This is a genomic window from Campylobacter sp. 2014D-0259 (assembly GCF_008000505.1).
GTDB classification, from domain to species: Bacteria; Campylobacterota; Campylobacteria; order Campylobacterales; family Campylobacteraceae; genus Campylobacter_D; species Campylobacter_D jejuni.
This window is the reverse complement of the sequence record NZ_VOAQ01000007.1, coordinates 217,356-234,541: the sequence shown is the minus strand read 5'-3', so window position 1 is coordinate 234,541 and position 17,186 is coordinate 217,356. Positions and strand designations below refer to the sequence as shown.

Genomic DNA, 17,186 nt, shown 5'->3' with positions numbered 1-17,186 from the left:
CTTTTTTTCAAAAAAGGAAATGAAAGTATAACCAATTAAACTTAAAAGGGGATTAAATAAAGGATTAAATAGTATAAATATTTGTGTAAGTATTTATATAAGTATTTGGTGGGTTGAAAAATGGGGGGGGGGTAGAAATTTCTCCAATCACCCCAAAGTTAAAAGTATTTTCCTAGGCTTACATAAACTCTTGCTCGATGTTCTCCATCGTGTTTAAACCGATGAACAGCTCTTGCAGCATCCATTTTTACATAAAAATTAGCACTTCTTGTATAGAGTATTTGCATACCCATTGCATCCATAAAATAATGATTTTCGCTTTGATATTCTTTATTTTCATACCAAGAATATCCTATATCATAAAAAGGAGTCAAGTAAAGCCCTTCTAAAGGTGTTTGAAATCTTATTCCTAAGGTGCCAGAAACAACATTATCCGCACTCCCCTCGCCTTCTAAATAAGCACGCACACCATAAGGTCCACCTAAAGACACGGATTCACTACTATCTAAAACAGCACCACCGATAACTTTTTGATAATTGAGTTGAAAAATGTGAGTTAAGCGTTCTTGGAATTGATATTCGTTGCTTAAATTTAAATTCATTTTTCCAAAATTCCCTAAATTTACTCCATTAAATCCAGAAGAATCACCATCGTTTTCAACATTGCCATATGTAAAATTTAAGGTATAACTTAGGACATTATTCTCCAAACCTTTATAAGTTCCTTCTATGCCTAAATTTACACTATTGCTCGCTTTTTCATTACTTACTAAACCATCAAGATAATAATCTTTAATCTTTTTATGAGTAAAACCCGAAACAAGATATAAAGAATACTCGGTATATAAAAACACAGGATAAGAAAAATTTACTCCAACATTCATAGAGTCCCCATAAAAACCAAGATTTCTATAAATTCCACCAAGAACATAATGTCCTTGAGTTGCAAATGGAGTAATTTTTAAATTTCCTATAAAAGTACTATAATTAATCCCATAATCTATTTGATTTTCATCGCTATCTTGAAGATAAAAATTTAAGTTATCCCCTTGTCTTGCTATATTGTTTAAACTTTGACTCATTCCTGCTCTAAAACGACCTGTTTCTTTAGTCCCATAGTTGTTAGAATATAAAGTTAAAGTTGCACTATCACCTTTGTTTACTTCTATAATAACATCGCTTTCTCCATAACCATCACCTGATTGTAAATTAGCATTGGTTTGGATTCCGTATATTTCATTGATTTTGTAAATTTCATTTTCCACATTTTTAGTTGTGATAACTTTCCCTTTAAGATTTTTGTTCAATTTACTCTCTAAAGCATAATCCCTCACACCTGAGTTGTTTTTAATGATTACTTTTCCTAAAGTTCCAAAAGCTATGTTAATTTGCACTTTGTTAGAACTTAAATCTTGTGGTGGTATATAAGCAGTTGCCGAAGGATAGCCACTTACTTGACAATAATAAGCTATAATGTTTGTTATATCTTTTAAATTTTGTAAGCTTAACTCTTGGTTGCGATATTCAGCTATTGCATCTTGAATTTCTTTTTCGCTAATTCTTAATTTTTTAAATGTCAAATCTTTATTATCGATATGCAAAACATACTCTCTTACAAAAACCTTAGCTTCATTTTGATCAGTTTGTGAATTTGTAATATTTGTAGTATTTTGCTCTTTAAAATTTACAGGGCTTTTTTGATTTTTTAATGTATTTTTTAAATTTTTATTTTGTGGTTCATTTGCTTCAGGAGAGCTTTCTATAAGCTCTCTTATTTTATTATTATTTAACTCTTCAGCATGTGAAAATACTTGCAATAAGACTAAAACAACTAAAATTTTTCTCATTTTTATTTCCTATTTTGCATTTACACAAATATTCATTGTCTTAAAATTATCACTTACAATACAACGCAAACCACTACTTCTAGCATCTGCTTCTCCTATTTCTACTTGATCATCATCTTCTTCTTTTTTTGCGTCTACTTCGGTTTGAATTTTTATAGGAGCTTCTACAACCTTTTCAGGAATTTCAGGCGGCAATACAGAAGGTTTGCTGGATCTTCACCCCCTTGTTTATCTGGCTCATAGATAGATATATTTGGTTTTTCTGGCAATGAAGCTAATTTTCCTTTAAAATTAAAATTTCCAATGTATGCTTTACCATCTACATCACTTCCATTTATAGCAAAACCTTGAGAATTTAAAATTTCATTTTCAAGCTTATAGTGAAATCCTTCATTTCCACTAAGATCCGCAAACTGCTTTTCAAGAGCTTCTTTTTGTTCTAAAAGTTTTTCATACATAACTTTAAGTGTTTCATCGCTAACTAAGCCTGATTCTTTGATTTTTTCATAGTTTTTATTTTCTTTGTCAAGTTGAGCTAAGGCTTCTTGGTATTTTTGTAATTCTTCTTTAAAACTAGCGAAATAACCTTCGCCGGTTTTGATTTTATCCATAGCAGTTTTCTTTTGCGTCCATTTTTCATAAAGATTGGCGTAATTTTTATAATTTTGATCTTGAGAATTTTTCCACAAATTTATAAATTCTTGTTCTACTCCAGTATCTTTAAACGCATTTAAGAAATTTAAACTTTGAGTGATCTCACTAGCCTCATCTTTTCCTACCACACCCTTACTATCTGTGTAAGTCCAAGTTTTGGTATCAAAATCATAAGTGTATTTTCCATTCATCAAATCATCTAAAATTCTTTGAAGCAATTTAGGGTCAAAGTCATTTTGAGATAAAACGGGATCTTTAAAATCAGGCACTTCTGGAGTAATTTTTGCATTACCATCATAATAAGAAACATATCCATTGTTATAATCCTTACTAACCACTCCATCTTTTTCAAGAATAGCTATAATTTGTTTATTTATCTCCATATCTTTCATCACATTATAATCATAAAATTCATATGATCTGCCATCTTTGTAAGCATAATCATTTATAGCACTCCCAAAAAAGCCATCTTTGATATCTTGATAATACCAATTATATTGATTAGTGTTATAATTTTTTTCATAATAGATAGCAACATTATCCGTTTTCATAATTCCATCATTCCAATTTTTCACAGAGTACCCATAGAATAAACCTTGATATTTTTCATTAGAATTTGAACGAAACTTTTGAGCAATAATACTTACATCTTGTCCAAATTTAAGTTGAATATTATTAAAATTTGCTCTCCCAACTTTTGATGTAAACAATCCCCCAAAAAATCCACCAGAAAAATTATACTCCCAGTTATTTAAATCTGGAAAATAGCTCGAAGCTCCATCTCCAGCTTTAGCGTAAATTTGCATTTTTTGATCAAAGTTTAATAATATATTTTTAAAATCGACATATAAAATTTTATCATCTAAAGGATTTAAAAGTCCTATAAAACCGCCGGAACCTACTTTAAAGTTACCGTTAACAACCCAAACATATCCTCTTTTCGCAATAATATCTCCAAAATTTATTAAAGAAATTTTTTCAAAAGAATTAGTTCCATTTATAGCTCCAGCAAAACCTCCTGCGCCAGCATGCTTGACAAAAGTTTTACCATCTGCTTGAACACTACCTATATTTTTTAAATCAATTTGAGAAAAATATGATTTATCTCCAGCATAACCTACAAAACCACCTGCAAAAATATTACCACCTGTTTCCGAACCTAAAATCGTTACTCCGCCAATATTGTTTAATAAAATATTAGAAAAATTACTACCTTCTGAATAGCCAGCAAAACCACCTAAGTAAATATCAATATACGCACTGCTAAATTTACCCTCTGGCTGTAGTGCGATTTTAGAAAAATTATCTAAACTAATACGATTAAAACTAGAACCGCTTTTAGCATAACCTACAAAACCACCACCATAAAGAAATCCACTGGTTTCATTTTTAGAATTTGGATCAAAGAAAATTAAATCTCCAATATTTTTTAAATGAATATTGCTAAAATCTGCGTTAGAGCTTTGCCCAACAAAAGCTCCTCCAGAATTTGTTTTTCCGCTAAATTTTAAACCATCGACATTAAGATTATAAATTTTAGCCTTATTGTTACCATCTTTTCCTTCAACTTTACCAAAAATACCAGTATTCCATCCTTTGTCTGTGTTTTGAGCATTGATAAGTATATTTTTTAAAGTATAATTTCCACCATCAAAAATTCCACTAAAGGCATATTTACTTGCACCCACAGGATCTACTGCATTTTTATATCCAAAATCTATATCGCTAACTAATCTTACAGTTGTTAAATCATCTTTAAAAATTCCATTTAATTCATCTTTATTCCAACCATTTGAAAATAAAATCCATTCTTGAATATTTTTATCATTTTCCCAACCACCAATAGTGATGGCTTTATAAAAATTTTGACTCTCTTTTCCATTGCAAGAAGACTTTAAAATAGTACCAAAATCTCCAAATTGATATTTATCATTTGCAAAACTTGTCATATCCCTTTGCATAAATCCCTCAACAATAGCCGTGCCTTTGAAGCCATCTTTATCAATTTTAATAGTATTTTTATTCTCTTTATCTTTTCCTACACTAACATAAACATAATTTCCTATTAAATGAGCTGTTTTAGCATTAGTTTGCCCATCTTGCCCCGCTAGCTCCGCTCCTACTCCTATTTCAACCTTATTTCCTATTAAAACAATATTATCTGCATTAATCTTTCCAAGATTGATAATATTTCCTTGCTTACTTACATCAAATGCTGGAGAAAAACCAGCTCCTTTCTCTAAAAAAGTTTTGACATTATCATCACTTAAAGGCGTCGTACTAGCTACAAATTTTCCCGCAGTGATAGTTCCTGTTTTGCCAATCAAAACTCCCATAGGATTAACCAAAAAGATATTGTTATTCCCACCATTTAAAGCTCCGTCTATCTTAGAAGCATCTTTTTGATAAGCAATGTTTAGGTAGTTTTGATTTTTGCCGTTAAAATTTACACTTTCATTTTGTCCTATATTAAAACCACCACCCCATTGGATAACATGATTTTGTCCTTTTCCTGTAATCGTTACAGTATTTCCAGAGGTATGGATAGTCCCACTTGTACCATGAGTAAATTTACCTCCTTGTGGTAAAGCATAAGCTTGAGAAAAGAGTAAAGAACTCACCGCAAATGATAAAACTATATGTTTACTCATCTTTTTCATGTTACTCTCCTTTAAAGTATGTTGATATAAATTATTTTTGCATCATCTGAAACTTCAAAGCTAAAATTTACATTTTTCAATGTACTTTTAGCCAACTTTTCTATCTTGTTATAATTAAATTTATTTTTATTATTTTTCATTTTTTCTAACAAATTTTCTAATTCTTGTTGATTTAACAATCTATTGTCACCATCATAAATTCCAACATCACTTTGTATGAGAATATATTTTCCTTTTGTTGGTTTATTTTTAGTAAGAATTTCCATACTTCCATTTGCAGGAAGATTGATAAGTTTTTCTATAGTTAAGATAGGATTTTTTATTTTATTTGGCAAAATAAAAGTAAAATTTTCAAAGTTATTTACCACTTCTGATTTAACATCTTGAGTATCTATAATCAAACGATTGTTTTTAGAAAAATCTTCTTGATGCGGTAGAATTTGAGTGATTATTTTGCCTTTTTTATTTACTTCATGAAAAACAGAACCAGAAAGCAAATCGATATTTACATCTTTAAAGAAATTTAACTCTCCACCTAAATATAAAGTATTGTTATAAGATTTAAAATTTGAAATATCCGAAGTTCCAGATGGAGCTAAAAATATAGCATCTTGATTTTTATACTCATCTATATTTAAATTAACAAGTTCCATGATATTATCATGAGAATTTGCAGACACTCCAGCTATCAACCCCACATAACCTTGTCTTTTATCCGAGGCAGTACTAAAAGCTGTGTTGTTGATGATGATTTTATTAAAAGCACTTTCTTTATCTGCTTTTATGATGCACGAACTTTCCACGGCAGCCGAAGAACAATCTTTAAGCTTTATAAGGTTGTTATTTGCATTTTGAGTTGCTTTTAAAATAATTTTTGAGCCCTTTCCTAAAGAACTCGCTTCGGTTAAACTCTGAATGAGATTATAATTTATTTTATTATTTGAAACATTTTTAGCATTGATCATCAAACTTAAATTTTTAGATGATTTAATATTTTCAAAATTTACTTCATTATTGTTTGATTCATCGGCGATATAGTCTATACCATCTAGCGTAGTTTCACTTGTAATAAAAGCATATAAAGGCAATGAAATAACAGAATCTTTTATACTTAAGATATTATTATTTGCTTTTCCGCTTAAAGTTCTTGCCGCATATACAGTAAATTTATCAGAATAATTTTGTGGAACTTTTTCATAGGTTAAATCATTTTGTATATCAATAACATTAAAATTCGCACCCTCTGTAGCAAAACCTCCGTAAAGATTGTAATAATTTTTTCCATAAAAATTATCACTGATTTTTAAAGGTTTTTTAAGGCGAAATACAATTTTATTTCCATTAGCTTCACCATCGTTAGAATACCCACCATAGAGGTTTAACGATGCATGTGTTTTAATGTTTTTATTAAGATGATCTAATGAGTTAAAATGATAAACTTCTATAGAATTTTTCTCTGCATTACCCTGTAATGTTCTTCCACCGTAAATTTCTCCAAATAAAACAGCATCATAAAAAGTTATTTTATTTTGCGAATTTACCATTAAATCTAAATTTAAATTTTTAATTATTACAGAATTTTTACTTATATTGTATTTTTTAAGATTATTTACATCAGCTAAAGCACCCAAAATTTCAAAGGTCGAACGAGCTGTATACTCATCATCTGGCCCATGAAGGACGATATTGGCTGAATCGATAAGAACTTTATTGTTTTGTAAATTAGAATTTATACCAAAAGCTCCCATTAAACGAGTAATTCTTTTATCATAAATATCCTTACCTTCTTCATCTGAAAAATACTGGGAATTATGAAGGTCAATTTTTGTATTTGACTCTAAGATTAATTTATTGTCTTTAGCTTCACCATCAAAAGCTACAGATCCTGAAATATAAGGAACTCCATTTAAGGGCAAGGTGTAGATATTTTCTACACCCATTATTGATATAGGAGTTTTCTTTTAAAATGGTTTGATTGTTAAATCCCCCCCCTGTCAGTAAACGCCGCAGTAATTAAATACTTAAAACGATCGCCTTTTTGAGAATTATTAGGTACTCCACAATCCCCTATGCTTGGTTTGCAAAAATACACAGAAGATAATTCTCCATTTTCTAATATAAGTTTATTATTTGTTGCATTTGTATTTTGAGCATAAGCTGTTACAATAAAAGGCATAAAAGAACTAGGAACGGCTTGAGTATCTGAAGATACGGTTCCTAAAGTGCTAAAAGCTGTTATGATCTCTTCTTTTGAAGTATCCGGAGTTAAAATTTCAAGCTTGCATAAATTTTTATTTCCAGATTTAGGGTTATTATAAATCATAGTTAAATTTAATATAGGATATTTTGACTTAGAAGCATAGAAATTTTTTCCATTAATTTTTTTTAAAAATTTCTGCTTGAAAATCATAAACTTGATTATCCTTAAAAGAATGTTCAGAAATATAAAAAATTTTTCCATCCTTGCTTGTAGCCTGAACCGCCGCAAAACAAACCGAAGAAGATAAAACCACACTACAAACGCCCAAGCCAAATTTTGCATTTGTCTTATTTGTAAAAATTTTAAAAATATTAAAATATTTTTTCATCTCATTTCTCACTAAAATAAAATCCTTTTGATTTATCGCAAATTGATTATTTGCAACACTATCCCGTATGTCCTGAGTTGATTATAAAATAAAATATTAATTTGATATTTTATTTTTCAATATTTAAATTTAATGAAAATTTAACAAATTTTATATTAATATATTCTTAAATAAAATTTTATTTTAAATATTAAAAAAATACTTTTATAATTATTTAAATATTATCTAAAAGCACAACATTAATATAACTTTTCTAAAAATTGATCCAGACTTAATTAAATATAAATTTAAAATAAGTATAATTTTAAAACATTTTATATCAAAGGAAAAAAATGAAAAAAATATTAAGCATTGCTCTAGTTGCTTTAGTTGGTTTATTTTTAGGTGCTTGTAGTGATTCTAAAAATAAAGAATCAAATGCAAGTGTAGAATTAAAGGTTGGAACTGCTCCAAATTATAAACCTTTTAATTATAAAGAAAACTCAAAACTTACAGGTTTTGATACTGATTTGGTTGAAGAGATTGCCAAAAAAAATGGTATTAAAATTGTTTGGGTTGAAACCAATTTCGATGGATTGATTCCTGCTTTAAAAGCTGGCAAAATCGATATGATTGCCTCAGCTATGAGCGCAACTGATGAAAGAAGACAAAGTGTTGATTTTACGAAACCTTACTATATGAGTAAAAATCTTTATCTTAAGCTAAAAAACAACGACTCTCTTCAAACAAAGAATGATTTAGAAGGTAAAAAAATAGGAGTTCAACTAGGAACTTTACAAGAAAATACTGCAAAAGCTATCAAAAATGCACAAGTACAAAGCAATAAAGATTTAAACATAGCTGTTTTAGCACTAAAAAACAACAAAATCGATGCTATTGTAGCTGATCAAGATACTGCTAAAGGTTTTTTAGCTGAAAATCCAGAATTGGTAAGTTTCTACCAAGAAACAGATGGAGGAGAAGGCTTTAGTTTTGCTTTTGATAAAAATAAACAAAAAGATATTATTGAAATATTTAACAAAGGCATAGATGAAGCAAAAACTGATGGATTTTATGATACTTTAATTAAAAAATATGAATTAGAATAAGCGTGAATTTTCACGCTTATAGCTTAAAAAGTTAAAATTTCATATTTTCTCTCTTTTGCAATTTTTAAAATTTTTTCATCACCATTACATACAAAGGCTTTGCTAACAGACTCTAGTAAAGGTAAATCATTGATAGAATCACTAAAAAAATAAGAATCTTTCATCCATTTTTCATAATCTTTACCCAAATACTCTTTAAGTCTTAAAACCTTACCTTCTTTAAAGCTATAAACCCCGTAAGCTTTTCCACTAAATTTATCGCCCACACGCTCGCATTTTATGGCTATGCTTTCTCTCACTCCCAAAAAAGAGGCGATTTTTCTAACTAAAAATTCAGCCGTAGCTGAAATTATAATACACCTTTGATCTTGATATTTGATTATAAGTTCTTTAGCTTTTTCATAAGGTTTTATATAAATTTTTATAAATTCATCTACTAAAGATGAAATTCTATCTTCATTTTTACCCTTAACACTTTGAAGAAAAAAAGTCATAAATTCATCCATATCAAGCTTTTTTTCTTGATATTGTTTTTGATAAAAAACGATTTTTTCTAAATATTCTTGAGGTAAAAAACCTTTTTCAACACAAAATTTAAGCCAAAGTTTAGCACTATCGCCTTGTATTAAAGTATCATCTAAATCAAATAAAACAAGCTTCATTTTAACTCTTTTGCTAAAGAAAGATTGAATTTTAAAGCGATTTTATCACCTGCTTCATAAGTACTATGAGTGCTAAAATTTAAAGTATCTACCTTAAATTCAATTTCTTGCACTCTAACCCTATAGCGTATGATATTGCCTAGTAATGATTTTTCTTTGATCTTAGCCTCTAAGCCTTCGTTAGAAATTTCTATGGTTTCAGGACGCAAGGCTATATCTTTTTTAAAATCGTGTTTTAAACCCAAGTTATCAAGCTCTTTAGGGCTTAAAATATTGTAATTTCCTATAAAGCTAGCCACAAAATGAGATTCTGGTAAAAGATAAAGATTGTTTGCGTTGGAATTTTGTATGATTTTACCCTTATTCATTAAAATAATCCTATCGGATAACTCTAAAGCTTCTTCTTGATCGTGCGTTACAAAAATAGTTGTGAGTTCAAGTTCTTTTTGAATTTCTTTAATTTGCACCCTTAAATGCTTACGAATTTTAGCATCAAGTGCCGATAAAGGCTCATCAAGTAAAAGTAAATCAGGTTTAGTCACCAAAGATCTTGCTAAAGCCACTCTTTGCATTTGTCCGCCTGAAAGCTTATGTGGATAAGTTTTAGCGTATTCTTCAAGCTCGACGAGTTTTAACATTTTTTTCACTCTTTTTTCTATGTCCTTTTTATCCATTTTTTTGATCTTTAAACCAAAAGCTATATTTTCAAAAACGTTAAGATTTGGAAAAAGAGCGTAATTTTGAAAAACCATACCTATATTTCTTTTTTGAGGACTTAATTTGGTAAGATCTTTATCATTTAAAGAAATTTTTCCTCCATTAATTTGGCTAAGCCCTGCTATACACCTTAAAAGAGTGGATTTTCCACAGCCACTTGGGCCCAAAAGGGTTATAAACTCACCCTTTTTAGCACTAAAATTAATATCTTCGAAAATAATTTTATCCCCATAAGCTTTTTTAAAATTTTTAATCTTTAAATAAGCCATTTTTCACTCCTTAATCAAACTAGCTATAAAAGTTGTTATAAAAATTAATACAAAATAAACTATTACCAAAGCACTAGAATAATGCCCACTTTGATTTTTGATATTATAAAGATAAACTTGTAAAGTCTCATAAGCACTTCCTACAAGAATATTTGCGTATAAAAATTCACCTATTAAAAAAGAAAAACTTAAAAAAACTGCCACCAAAATTCCATTTCTTAAGTTAGGCAAGACAAGTTTAAAAATCGCTCCCATTAAAGAACCTCCAAGCATAGCATTAGATGCGATGAGTTCATTTAAATTGACATTAGATATAGCATTATCTAAAGCCCTATATATAAAAGGCAAAGCTATAGTAAAATAAGTAAAAATGAGTATCCAAGCTGTGCCTCCTATATTGTCAGCATAAAGTTGCAAAAGCCCTACACAGCTAACTATAGGAGGTACAGCAAAAGGCATGATAATAAGTATATTTACAAAGGCTTTTAATTTTAAAAAATAATAATTTAACACAAAAACCAAAGGGAAAACAAGAATCACAGAAAGCAAGATACTGCCGACACAAACAAGCAAAGAATGCCAAAGAGCAAGTAAAAATCTTTCATCATGAAAAAGTTCCTGATACCATTTAAGCGTAAGATCATCAGGCAAAACACTTACACCCCAAGAAGTGGAAATAGAATATAAAAAAGTAGCCATTAAAGGCAAAGCTAAAAATAAAAAAACCAAAAACAAAACTGCATAATGATAAATTTTAGCTTTTAAACTCAAATTTTCATTCATTTAAAGCACCTTAAAATTATATTTTTTAGAAAGGAAATTGGCTATAAAGGTAACAACAAGCATGATAATAGTTATAATGATGCTTAAAGCACTAGCCATATAAGGATCAAGATTGATATCGCCTGCGATTAAAGCAGCGATTCTTACAGGAGCGACATTAAAATTTCCCGAACTTAAAGCATAAATAGTCGCATAAGCTCCAAAAGCATTGGCAAATAAAATCACAAAAACACCAAACAAAGCAGGAGCGAGCAAAGGCAAAGCTATTTTTAACCAATATAAAAAATTGCCTCCACCTAACATTTTACAAGCATTTAAATGTGAATTTTCAAGACTTTTAAAAGCTGGAAGCAAAAGCAAGATTGCCAAAGGAATTTGAAAATACACATAAACAATATTTACTCCGAAATTAGCATAAACACTAACAAAAGGCTCTATGCCTAAATTTTTCAAAAACACATTAACTACACCATTGCTTCCAAGAACTATAATGAAAGCAAAAGCTAAAGGAACTCCTGAAAAATTACTTATCATAGTATTTAAAGAAAAAAGAAATTTACATATTTTTGATGGAGCTAAAATAAATAAAGAATAGCTCGCCAAAAGCCCTATTAAAAGTCCAAAAATACTAGAAATAAAACTGATTTGTAAAGAATTTATAATGCTTTGTAGATAGAATTTGGACTCAAAAATATGTATAAAATTGGCTAAAGAATAAATTTCATCCTCTTCTACATAAAAAGCATTAAAAACAATCCAAATCAAAGGTGCTATCATAAAAAAAGTAAAAACTATAAAAAAAGGTAAAATACTTAAAAAGGCTAGAAATTTTTCTTTCATTTTTTGGCCTTTAAAATTTCATCATTATATCTCTTATCGTGTTTAAGTCCTAAAATTTCACAGATACTGCCACAAATTTCATCCTGTTTTATCTTGGCATTTTCATACGAAAAAGCACTACCAAAAGTGAAAAAAGGCACTAAAATTTCATCTTCGCTTAAGCCTCCATGACTTTTACCCTCTGTCATACCATGATCGCTTGTGATGATTACATTAATACCTTGTTCTAACCAAGTGGGCAAATACTCAGAAATCAAAACATCAACTTTTTTGGTTTTATTAGCATACTCAATAGAGTGTGAGCCAAATTTATGTCCTGCATCATCTATATTCATAGAATGTATAAGAGTAAAATCTAAATTATATTTGTTTCTTAAATGCTCCCCATCTGCAAATAAATGAGAATCTAAATAATCATCTTCATAATAAAAATGTCCATAAGGCAAAGTTAAATTTTCATCTTCTATATGGCGATGTAAAGAAGGAATAAATTCTTTTTTATTATAAAGCTCAAAAACCCAATGATAAGCCGCACTTCCAGCTTTTAAGCCTTGTTCTTTGCAAAGGTCAAAAATGCTTGTTTGTTTTGAAAAACTCAATTTATTATTAATTATCCCACTTAAAACAGGCTTTACGCCTGTTAATAAGCACTCGTATAAAGGACGAGACATACTAGGAAGTTCGCATTCTAAAGAATAAAATTTGCCCAAATTCTCTTTGCAAAGCGCATTTAAATATCCCATATTTATACTAGCGCTTTTACAATTTAAGCCATCAAGCACAACTAAAATAACTTTGGACATCATTTACTCTTTAAAAAATCTTTTACTTCAAGTAAAATAAATTCATTATCATCACTCTTATTAGGTTCTCTGCTTGAAGAATAAGGAAAGTTATTGTCATTTTCTACAACTATATGAGAGTCATCTACTATATCCACACCTTCTATGGTTTCAAAAGGAAAAACAAATTTATCATTTACTAAAGGCTTTTTAGAAATTTTATTTCTATCCTTAATATTTAAAAGATCTATATAAGAAATTTTTTGAGCTTCATGAGTTTTATCATCTAATTTAACCTTATAAATTCTTTTAAATTGAGCTACATTATTAAAACAATGCTTAGTATCTTCACCTTCTTTGCAAGCCTTATCTTTAGTGCCTTCTTTTTGATCTCTTTCTATGATGATGCCGTATTTATCATCTATCATATTAAAATCACCTATGGAATGGCTTTTATCTTCTAAGAAATATTTATAAGTTTTTCCGGTGAATTTTTTATTTTTTACATCAAATTCTATGATTCTTAGATATTCTTTACCTTTTTCATTCTCATAAGCGTTGTTATTGTAAATGCTTCCTTCTAAAAGCAAATAAAGTTTAGAACCATCTTTAGAGCTTGCCATAGCTTCAAAGCCTTTAGAACGCTTGATATTAAATTTCTCATTTTCTCCATCAGGCTTATCGCTAAATTTTAAATTTGGATTATCAGGAGAAATAAGTTTTTTACCCTCCACATACACATCAAAAACTTCTTTTAAATTCCCATTCTTATCAAAATGAAGCAAATAAGGACCAAATTCATCACCTATATAAAATTCATCATTGATAAGCTGTATACTCTCAGTATCAAAATCAGCCCCACTTAAATACCTTTCTTTGGTTGTTTCGGTGGTTATAGGATAAGGGTATTTTTTATCACTATCTTTAAAAAAACTGTTTTTAAAAGTTCGTATTTTGAGTTTTTAAAATCAAATTTAAACTCGTGAGCATAAAGCATAGCATCATAAGAATTATACTTTTTACCCAAGCCATTATCACTAATCACCCAAAAAACATCTTTTTTTGGAATATATTTTATCCCACTATGTCCTTGTATAGGTTGATTTTTAAAAGGTAAATAAAAATCTGTTTCCCTGTTTCCCTTAGATTTAAAAGTTCCAATTTTTTCTTCTCTAGTGATATTTGCAAATTTCCCATAAGTTTTAAAAAAATCAGGAGCATCCTTAGGAGGTTTTACTGTACTTTTAGAATCTATGATAATATGCCCTGCTAAATTGGCCTCATGCTCTTGAATTCCAAATAAAACACTGCAAAGCATAGCACTTGTTAAAATAACCTTTTTCATCCAATCTCCTTTATTTCATATCCACTATAACTTTTTCTTGCCAAAGTTGTGGCAATTCTTTAGCGCTTTTTTCCCAAGCTTTTTGATCTTTGATTGCTCTTGCATTTTTGTATTGCTCACTTGGTAAAAGTTTAGCTTTTATATCATCTGGCAAGGTAATATGATCAATTCTTATTGGCCTTGCATAACCTTTTGCTAGATTGATTTGTCCTTTATCAGAAAGTATAAACTCACGAGCTAATTTAGCCGCATTTGGATGTTTTGCGTATTTATTGATAATAGTTGTATAGCCCGAAATAACACTACCATCAGCAGGGATTAAAACTTCATAACGATCTTTGCCCACTTTATCTCTATAGCCTAAACCATTAAAATCCCAAACTAAACCCACTTCAACTTCACCTTTTTCAAGATTAGCTATGCTTACATCATTATTTACAAGTCTTCCTTGTTTGGCTAAAGTATTAAAAAAAGCTAAAGCAGGACTTAAATCTTTTTCATCCCCACTTAAGGCATAATTAGCTGCCAAAACTGCACTCACAGCTTGAGCTGCTACACTTACATCACCCACGGTAATTTTATAATTTCCCTTAAGCAAATCTTGCCAAGTTTTAGGTATATCTTTTACTACATCTTTATTGACTATAAAAGCTATGGTTCCTGTATAAGCTAAAAGCCAATTTCCATCTTTATCTTTAGCCCAAGTTGGAATTTGATCCCAGTAGCTTGTCTTAAAAGGCTGAGCTACTCCTTGTTTAACCGCTATCTCTCCAAAAGAAGCTCCTACATCCCCTATATCACCGCTTGCATTTTTCTTTTCGGCTTTAAATTTAGCAATTTCTTGAGCTGAACTCATATCTGTATCACTATGTTCTATGCCATAAAGATTTTTAAGATCTGCCCAAGTATCCTTCCAGTTTGCCCAAGTATCAGGCATAGCTAAAGAATTTACCCTACCTTCTGCTTGCACAGCTTTAATCAAATTCTCATCAATAGCTTGTGAATTTGAAAACAATAAGACAACAAGACCTAAACTTAAGAAAAATTTCTTACTCATTTTTTTCCTTTCAAAAAATATTTTGGAAATTTAATGAGTTTTAGAAACATTTTAGAAACAAGTTAATTTTTAAGCAAACAAGGTTATAATTTTAAAGTCATAAACAAGGAGCGATCATGCTTTATATTTATATCAAAACTCAAAATGCTTTAGTTCAAAGAATCAATTTTAATCTCGATAGTCAAGAACTACCACAAAATATTTTATGGATTGATTTACTTCATCCAAGTGCAGCAGAAATTGCTTTTATATCAAGTGAATTTAATCTTGAGTTTCCTACAAAAGAAGAAAGGGAAGAAATAGAGCTTAGCGCAAAATATTGGGAAGATAATGCGACAATAACCATCAATGCTCATTTTTTAGTAAGAGATCTTAAAAGCGATGAAGAAGATAGGAATTTAATCAAGCTTCGCACAGAAATTGTTACTTTTGCTACCGCTAAAAATATCTTATTTACTATAAGATATAACGAATTTAGCACTTTTGAAGAAATTCAAGCAAGGATTTTAGCTAGTCCGAAGAATTTTGAAGATGGTTTTGATATTATTGATAAAATGTTTGAAGTGCGTGTTGAAAAAGATGCGGATTTACTAGAATGGATAGATAAAGAAGCAAGACGCTTAAGAACAAGTGTTTTAGAAAAAAAAGATGAATATAGTTATGATGAAATGCTAAAGGATATTTCAAGTTTACAAGAGCTTAATATGCGGGTAAGAGATTCTTTGTTTGATAAGCGTCGCGCTATGACTTCTTTGCTAAAAAGCGATAAAATCGATAAAGATATAAAACAAAATCTCACTATAGTTTTAAAAGACTTAAATTCTTTGGTTGAATTTAGTGTTTCACAACTTAATATCTTAGATAATATCCAAACCATTTTAGCCAGCCAAATCAACATAGAACAAAACAAAATCATTAAAATTTTCACCGTTGCAACTGTTGCCATGATGCCACCTACTTTAATAGGAACTGTTTATGGTATGAATTTTAAATTCATGCCCGAACTTGAACTTCACTATGCTTATCCCATAGTGCTTGGCGTGATGGTAATTTCTATCATTTTACCTTTGGTTGTTTTCAAGAAAAAAGGATGGTTATAAAAATTTATTAAGGAGAAACAATGGATACAATAAACATAGGAGTTTTGACCCTAAGCGATAGAGCAAGTAGTGGTATATACGAAGATAAAGCCACTGCTGAAATTGAAAGAGTGTTAAATTCATATATAAAAAATGATATTATTTATCATAAAGAATTAATCCCTGATGATTATGATTTGATCATTAAAAAATTACTTTATCTAGCAGATGAAAAAAAATGCGATTTGATTGTTACAAGCGGAGGTACAGGTCCAGCACTTCGTGATGTAACCCCAGAAGCCACGGAAGCCGTGTGTGATAAAATGATGCCAGGTTTTGGAGAACTTATGCGCTTAGAAAGTTTAAAATATGTCCCAACAGCTATACTTTCAAGACAGAGTGCAGGAATTCGCAATAAATCTTTTATCATTAATTTACCAGGAAATCCTAAGGCTATAAAAGAATGCCTAGAGCCTGTTTTTCCAGCTATACCTTACTGTATCGATTTGATAGAAGGTGCTTATATAGAAGCAAATGATGAAGTTATTAAGGTTTTTCGTCCTAAGAAAAAATGTCAAAATTAAAATTTATTAGCCCTAACAAGTCTGCTTAATTGTCTAGCAAGTAGACTTGCTGAAGCTTCATCTTTGCTTATCTTTTGTACTTTATTTTTAAACTTACAAAGCCTGTCATCTAAAATCACATCATTGATCGGAATTTTAGGCTTTTCTTTTTGCTTTTGTGAAATCTTTTTCTTAAAAAACATTCTTTAATCCTTTTTTATAAATATACATCAACTTAGTTGAAAAGAATAT

At 29.7% G+C, this 17,186-nt stretch carries 14 protein-coding genes and 2 pseudogenes; 3 read left to right on the top strand and 13 right to left on the bottom strand.

Annotation, left to right across the window (positions count from 1 at the left end; all coding sequences use genetic code 11):
• Positions 1-158: 158 nt before the first annotated feature.
• The 5 genes and pseudogenes from SR63_RS02060 to SR63_RS02040 all read right to left on the bottom strand — a co-directional run bounded on the left by SR63_RS02060 (position 159) and on the right by SR63_RS02040 (position 7,749).
• A complete protein-coding gene (locus SR63_RS02060) occupies positions 159-1,847 on the bottom strand; it encodes a ShlB/FhaC/HecB family hemolysin secretion/activation protein (RefSeq protein WP_002866573.1) in 1,689 nt (562 codons plus the stop codon).
• 9 nt (positions 1,848-1,856) lie between these two features.
• Complete coding sequence (locus SR63_RS08735; protein WP_002866572.1) at positions 1,857-2,042, bottom strand: hypothetical protein; 186 nt, start codon at positions 2,040-2,042, stop codon at positions 1,857-1,859.
• Positions 2,012-5,161 carry a filamentous hemagglutinin N-terminal domain-containing protein gene (locus SR63_RS08730; RefSeq protein ID WP_022552273.1) on the bottom strand — a complete coding sequence of 1,050 codons (3,150 nt, stop codon included), beginning with the start codon at positions 5,159-5,161 and terminating at the stop codon, positions 2,012-2,014. The genes SR63_RS08735 and SR63_RS08730 overlap by 31 nt, the downstream gene beginning before the upstream one ends.
• 11 nt (positions 5,162-5,172) lie before the next feature.
• The gene (locus tag SR63_RS02045) at positions 5,173-7,101 is read right to left on the bottom strand and encodes a hypothetical protein (RefSeq protein ID WP_147498340.1); all 1,929 of its coding nucleotides are present in this window, start codon (positions 7,099-7,101) and stop codon (positions 5,173-5,175) included.
• Positions 7,031-7,749, bottom strand: a pseudogene (locus SR63_RS02040) (hypothetical protein). Before SR63_RS02040 ends, SR63_RS02045 begins: the two are co-directional and overlap by 71 nt.
• 332 nt (positions 7,750-8,081) lie before the next feature.
• On the opposite strand from SR63_RS02040, the gene SR63_RS02035 reads away from it, so the two are divergent.
• Entirely contained in the window at positions 8,082-8,837 is a 756-nt protein-coding gene (locus SR63_RS02035; RefSeq protein WP_002854837.1) for a basic amino acid ABC transporter substrate-binding protein, read from the top strand.
• Between the two features lie 23 nt (positions 8,838-8,860).
• Here the strand turns inward: SR63_RS02035 and SR63_RS02030 are convergent, their stop codons facing one another.
• The 7 genes and pseudogenes from SR63_RS02030 to SR63_RS02000 form a co-directional block, all read right to left on the bottom strand.
• A complete protein-coding gene (locus tag SR63_RS02030) occupies positions 8,861-9,499 on the bottom strand; it encodes an HAD family hydrolase (RefSeq protein WP_002854882.1) in 639 nt (212 codons plus the stop codon).
• Positions 9,496-10,485, bottom strand: coding sequence for an ABC transporter ATP-binding protein (locus SR63_RS02025; protein ID WP_002831397.1), 990 nt, complete (start codon positions 10,483-10,485; stop codon positions 9,496-9,498). Before SR63_RS02025 ends, SR63_RS02030 begins: the two co-directional genes overlap by 4 nt.
• 3 nt (positions 10,486-10,488) lie before the next feature.
• Positions 10,489-11,268, bottom strand: a complete 780-nt coding sequence (locus SR63_RS02020; RefSeq protein ID WP_002878002.1) for an ABC transporter permease — start codon at positions 11,266-11,268, stop codon at positions 10,489-10,491.
• Entirely contained in the window at positions 11,269-12,108 is an 840-nt protein-coding gene (locus SR63_RS02015) for an ABC transporter permease (protein ID WP_002854833.1), read from the bottom strand.
• Complete coding sequence (locus SR63_RS02010; protein ID WP_072238619.1) at positions 12,105-12,914, bottom strand: alkaline phosphatase family protein; 810 nt, start codon at positions 12,912-12,914, stop codon at positions 12,105-12,107. The genes SR63_RS02015 and SR63_RS02010 overlap by 4 nt, the downstream gene beginning before the upstream one ends.
• A pseudogene (locus SR63_RS02005) lies at positions 12,911-14,235 on the bottom strand (esterase-like activity of phytase family protein). The gene SR63_RS02010 and the pseudogene SR63_RS02005 overlap by 4 nt, the downstream one beginning before the upstream one ends.
• 10 nt (positions 14,236-14,245) lie before the next feature.
• Entirely contained in the window at positions 14,246-15,292 is a 1,047-nt protein-coding gene (locus SR63_RS02000) for an ABC transporter substrate-binding protein (RefSeq protein ID WP_002878000.1), read from the bottom strand.
• Between the two features lie 116 nt (positions 15,293-15,408).
• Here SR63_RS02000 and corA point away from each other — a divergent pair, with 116 nt between their 5' ends.
• Both corA and mog read left to right on the top strand, forming a co-directional pair.
• Positions 15,409-16,392 (top strand): magnesium/cobalt transporter CorA, encoded by a 984-nt coding sequence (corA, locus tag SR63_RS01995; RefSeq protein WP_002799370.1) that lies wholly within the window; start codon positions 15,409-15,411, stop codon positions 16,390-16,392.
• A 20-nt stretch (positions 16,393-16,412) separates the two neighbouring features.
• On the top strand, positions 16,413-16,955 hold the full coding sequence (gene mog / locus SR63_RS01990; protein WP_002856854.1) for a molybdopterin adenylyltransferase: 543 nt from the start codon (positions 16,413-16,415) through the stop codon (positions 16,953-16,955).
• Here the strand turns inward: mog and SR63_RS01985 are convergent.
• Positions 16,952-17,137, bottom strand: coding sequence for a hypothetical protein (locus SR63_RS01985; protein ID WP_002776553.1), 186 nt, complete (start codon positions 17,135-17,137; stop codon positions 16,952-16,954). The two genes, mog and SR63_RS01985, sit on opposite strands and share 4 nt — an antisense overlap.
• Positions 17,138-17,186 lie beyond the last annotated feature (49 nt).

What these genes read in the sequence shown, in the direction of transcription:
- SR63_RS02060 (WP_002866573.1), bottom strand. Translation starts at nt 1,847, where the DNA reads ATGAGAAAAATTTTAGTTGTTTTAGTCTTATTGCAAGTATTTTCACAT.
- SR63_RS08730 (WP_022552273.1), bottom strand. Translation starts at nt 5,161, where the DNA reads ATGAAAAAGATGAGTAAACATATAGTTTTATCATTTGCGGTGAGTTCT.
- SR63_RS02045 (WP_147498340.1), bottom strand. Translation starts at nt 7,101, where the DNA reads ATGGGTGTAGAAAATATCTACACCTTGCCCTTAAATGGAGTTCCTTAT.
- SR63_RS02035 (WP_002854837.1), top strand. Translation starts at nt 8,082, where the DNA reads ATGAAAAAAATATTAAGCATTGCTCTAGTTGCTTTAGTTGGTTTATTT.
- SR63_RS02030 (WP_002854882.1), bottom strand. Translation starts at nt 9,499, where the DNA reads ATGAAGCTTGTTTTATTTGATTTAGATGATACTTTAATACAAGGCGAT.
- SR63_RS02025 (WP_002831397.1), bottom strand. Translation starts at nt 10,485, where the DNA reads ATGGCTTATTTAAAGATTAAAAATTTTAAAAAAGCTTATGGGGATAAA.
- SR63_RS02020 (WP_002878002.1), bottom strand. Translation starts at nt 11,268, where the DNA reads ATGAATGAAAATTTGAGTTTAAAAGCTAAAATTTATCATTATGCAGTT.
- SR63_RS02015 (WP_002854833.1), bottom strand. Translation starts at nt 12,108, where the DNA reads ATGAAAGAAAAATTTCTAGCCTTTTTAAGTATTTTACCTTTTTTTATA.
- SR63_RS02010 (WP_072238619.1), bottom strand. Translation starts at nt 12,914, where the DNA reads ATGATGTCCAAAGTTATTTTAGTTGTGCTTGATGGCTTAAATTGTAAA.
- SR63_RS02000 (WP_002878000.1), bottom strand. Translation starts at nt 15,292, where the DNA reads ATGAGTAAGAAATTTTTCTTAAGTTTAGGTCTTGTTGTCTTATTGTTT.
- corA (WP_002799370.1), top strand. Translation starts at nt 15,409, where the DNA reads ATGCTTTATATTTATATCAAAACTCAAAATGCTTTAGTTCAAAGAATC.
- mog (WP_002856854.1), top strand. Translation starts at nt 16,413, where the DNA reads ATGGATACAATAAACATAGGAGTTTTGACCCTAAGCGATAGAGCAAGT.
- SR63_RS01985 (WP_002776553.1), bottom strand. Translation starts at nt 17,137, where the DNA reads ATGTTTTTTAAGAAAAAGATTTCACAAAAGCAAAAAGAAAAGCCTAAA.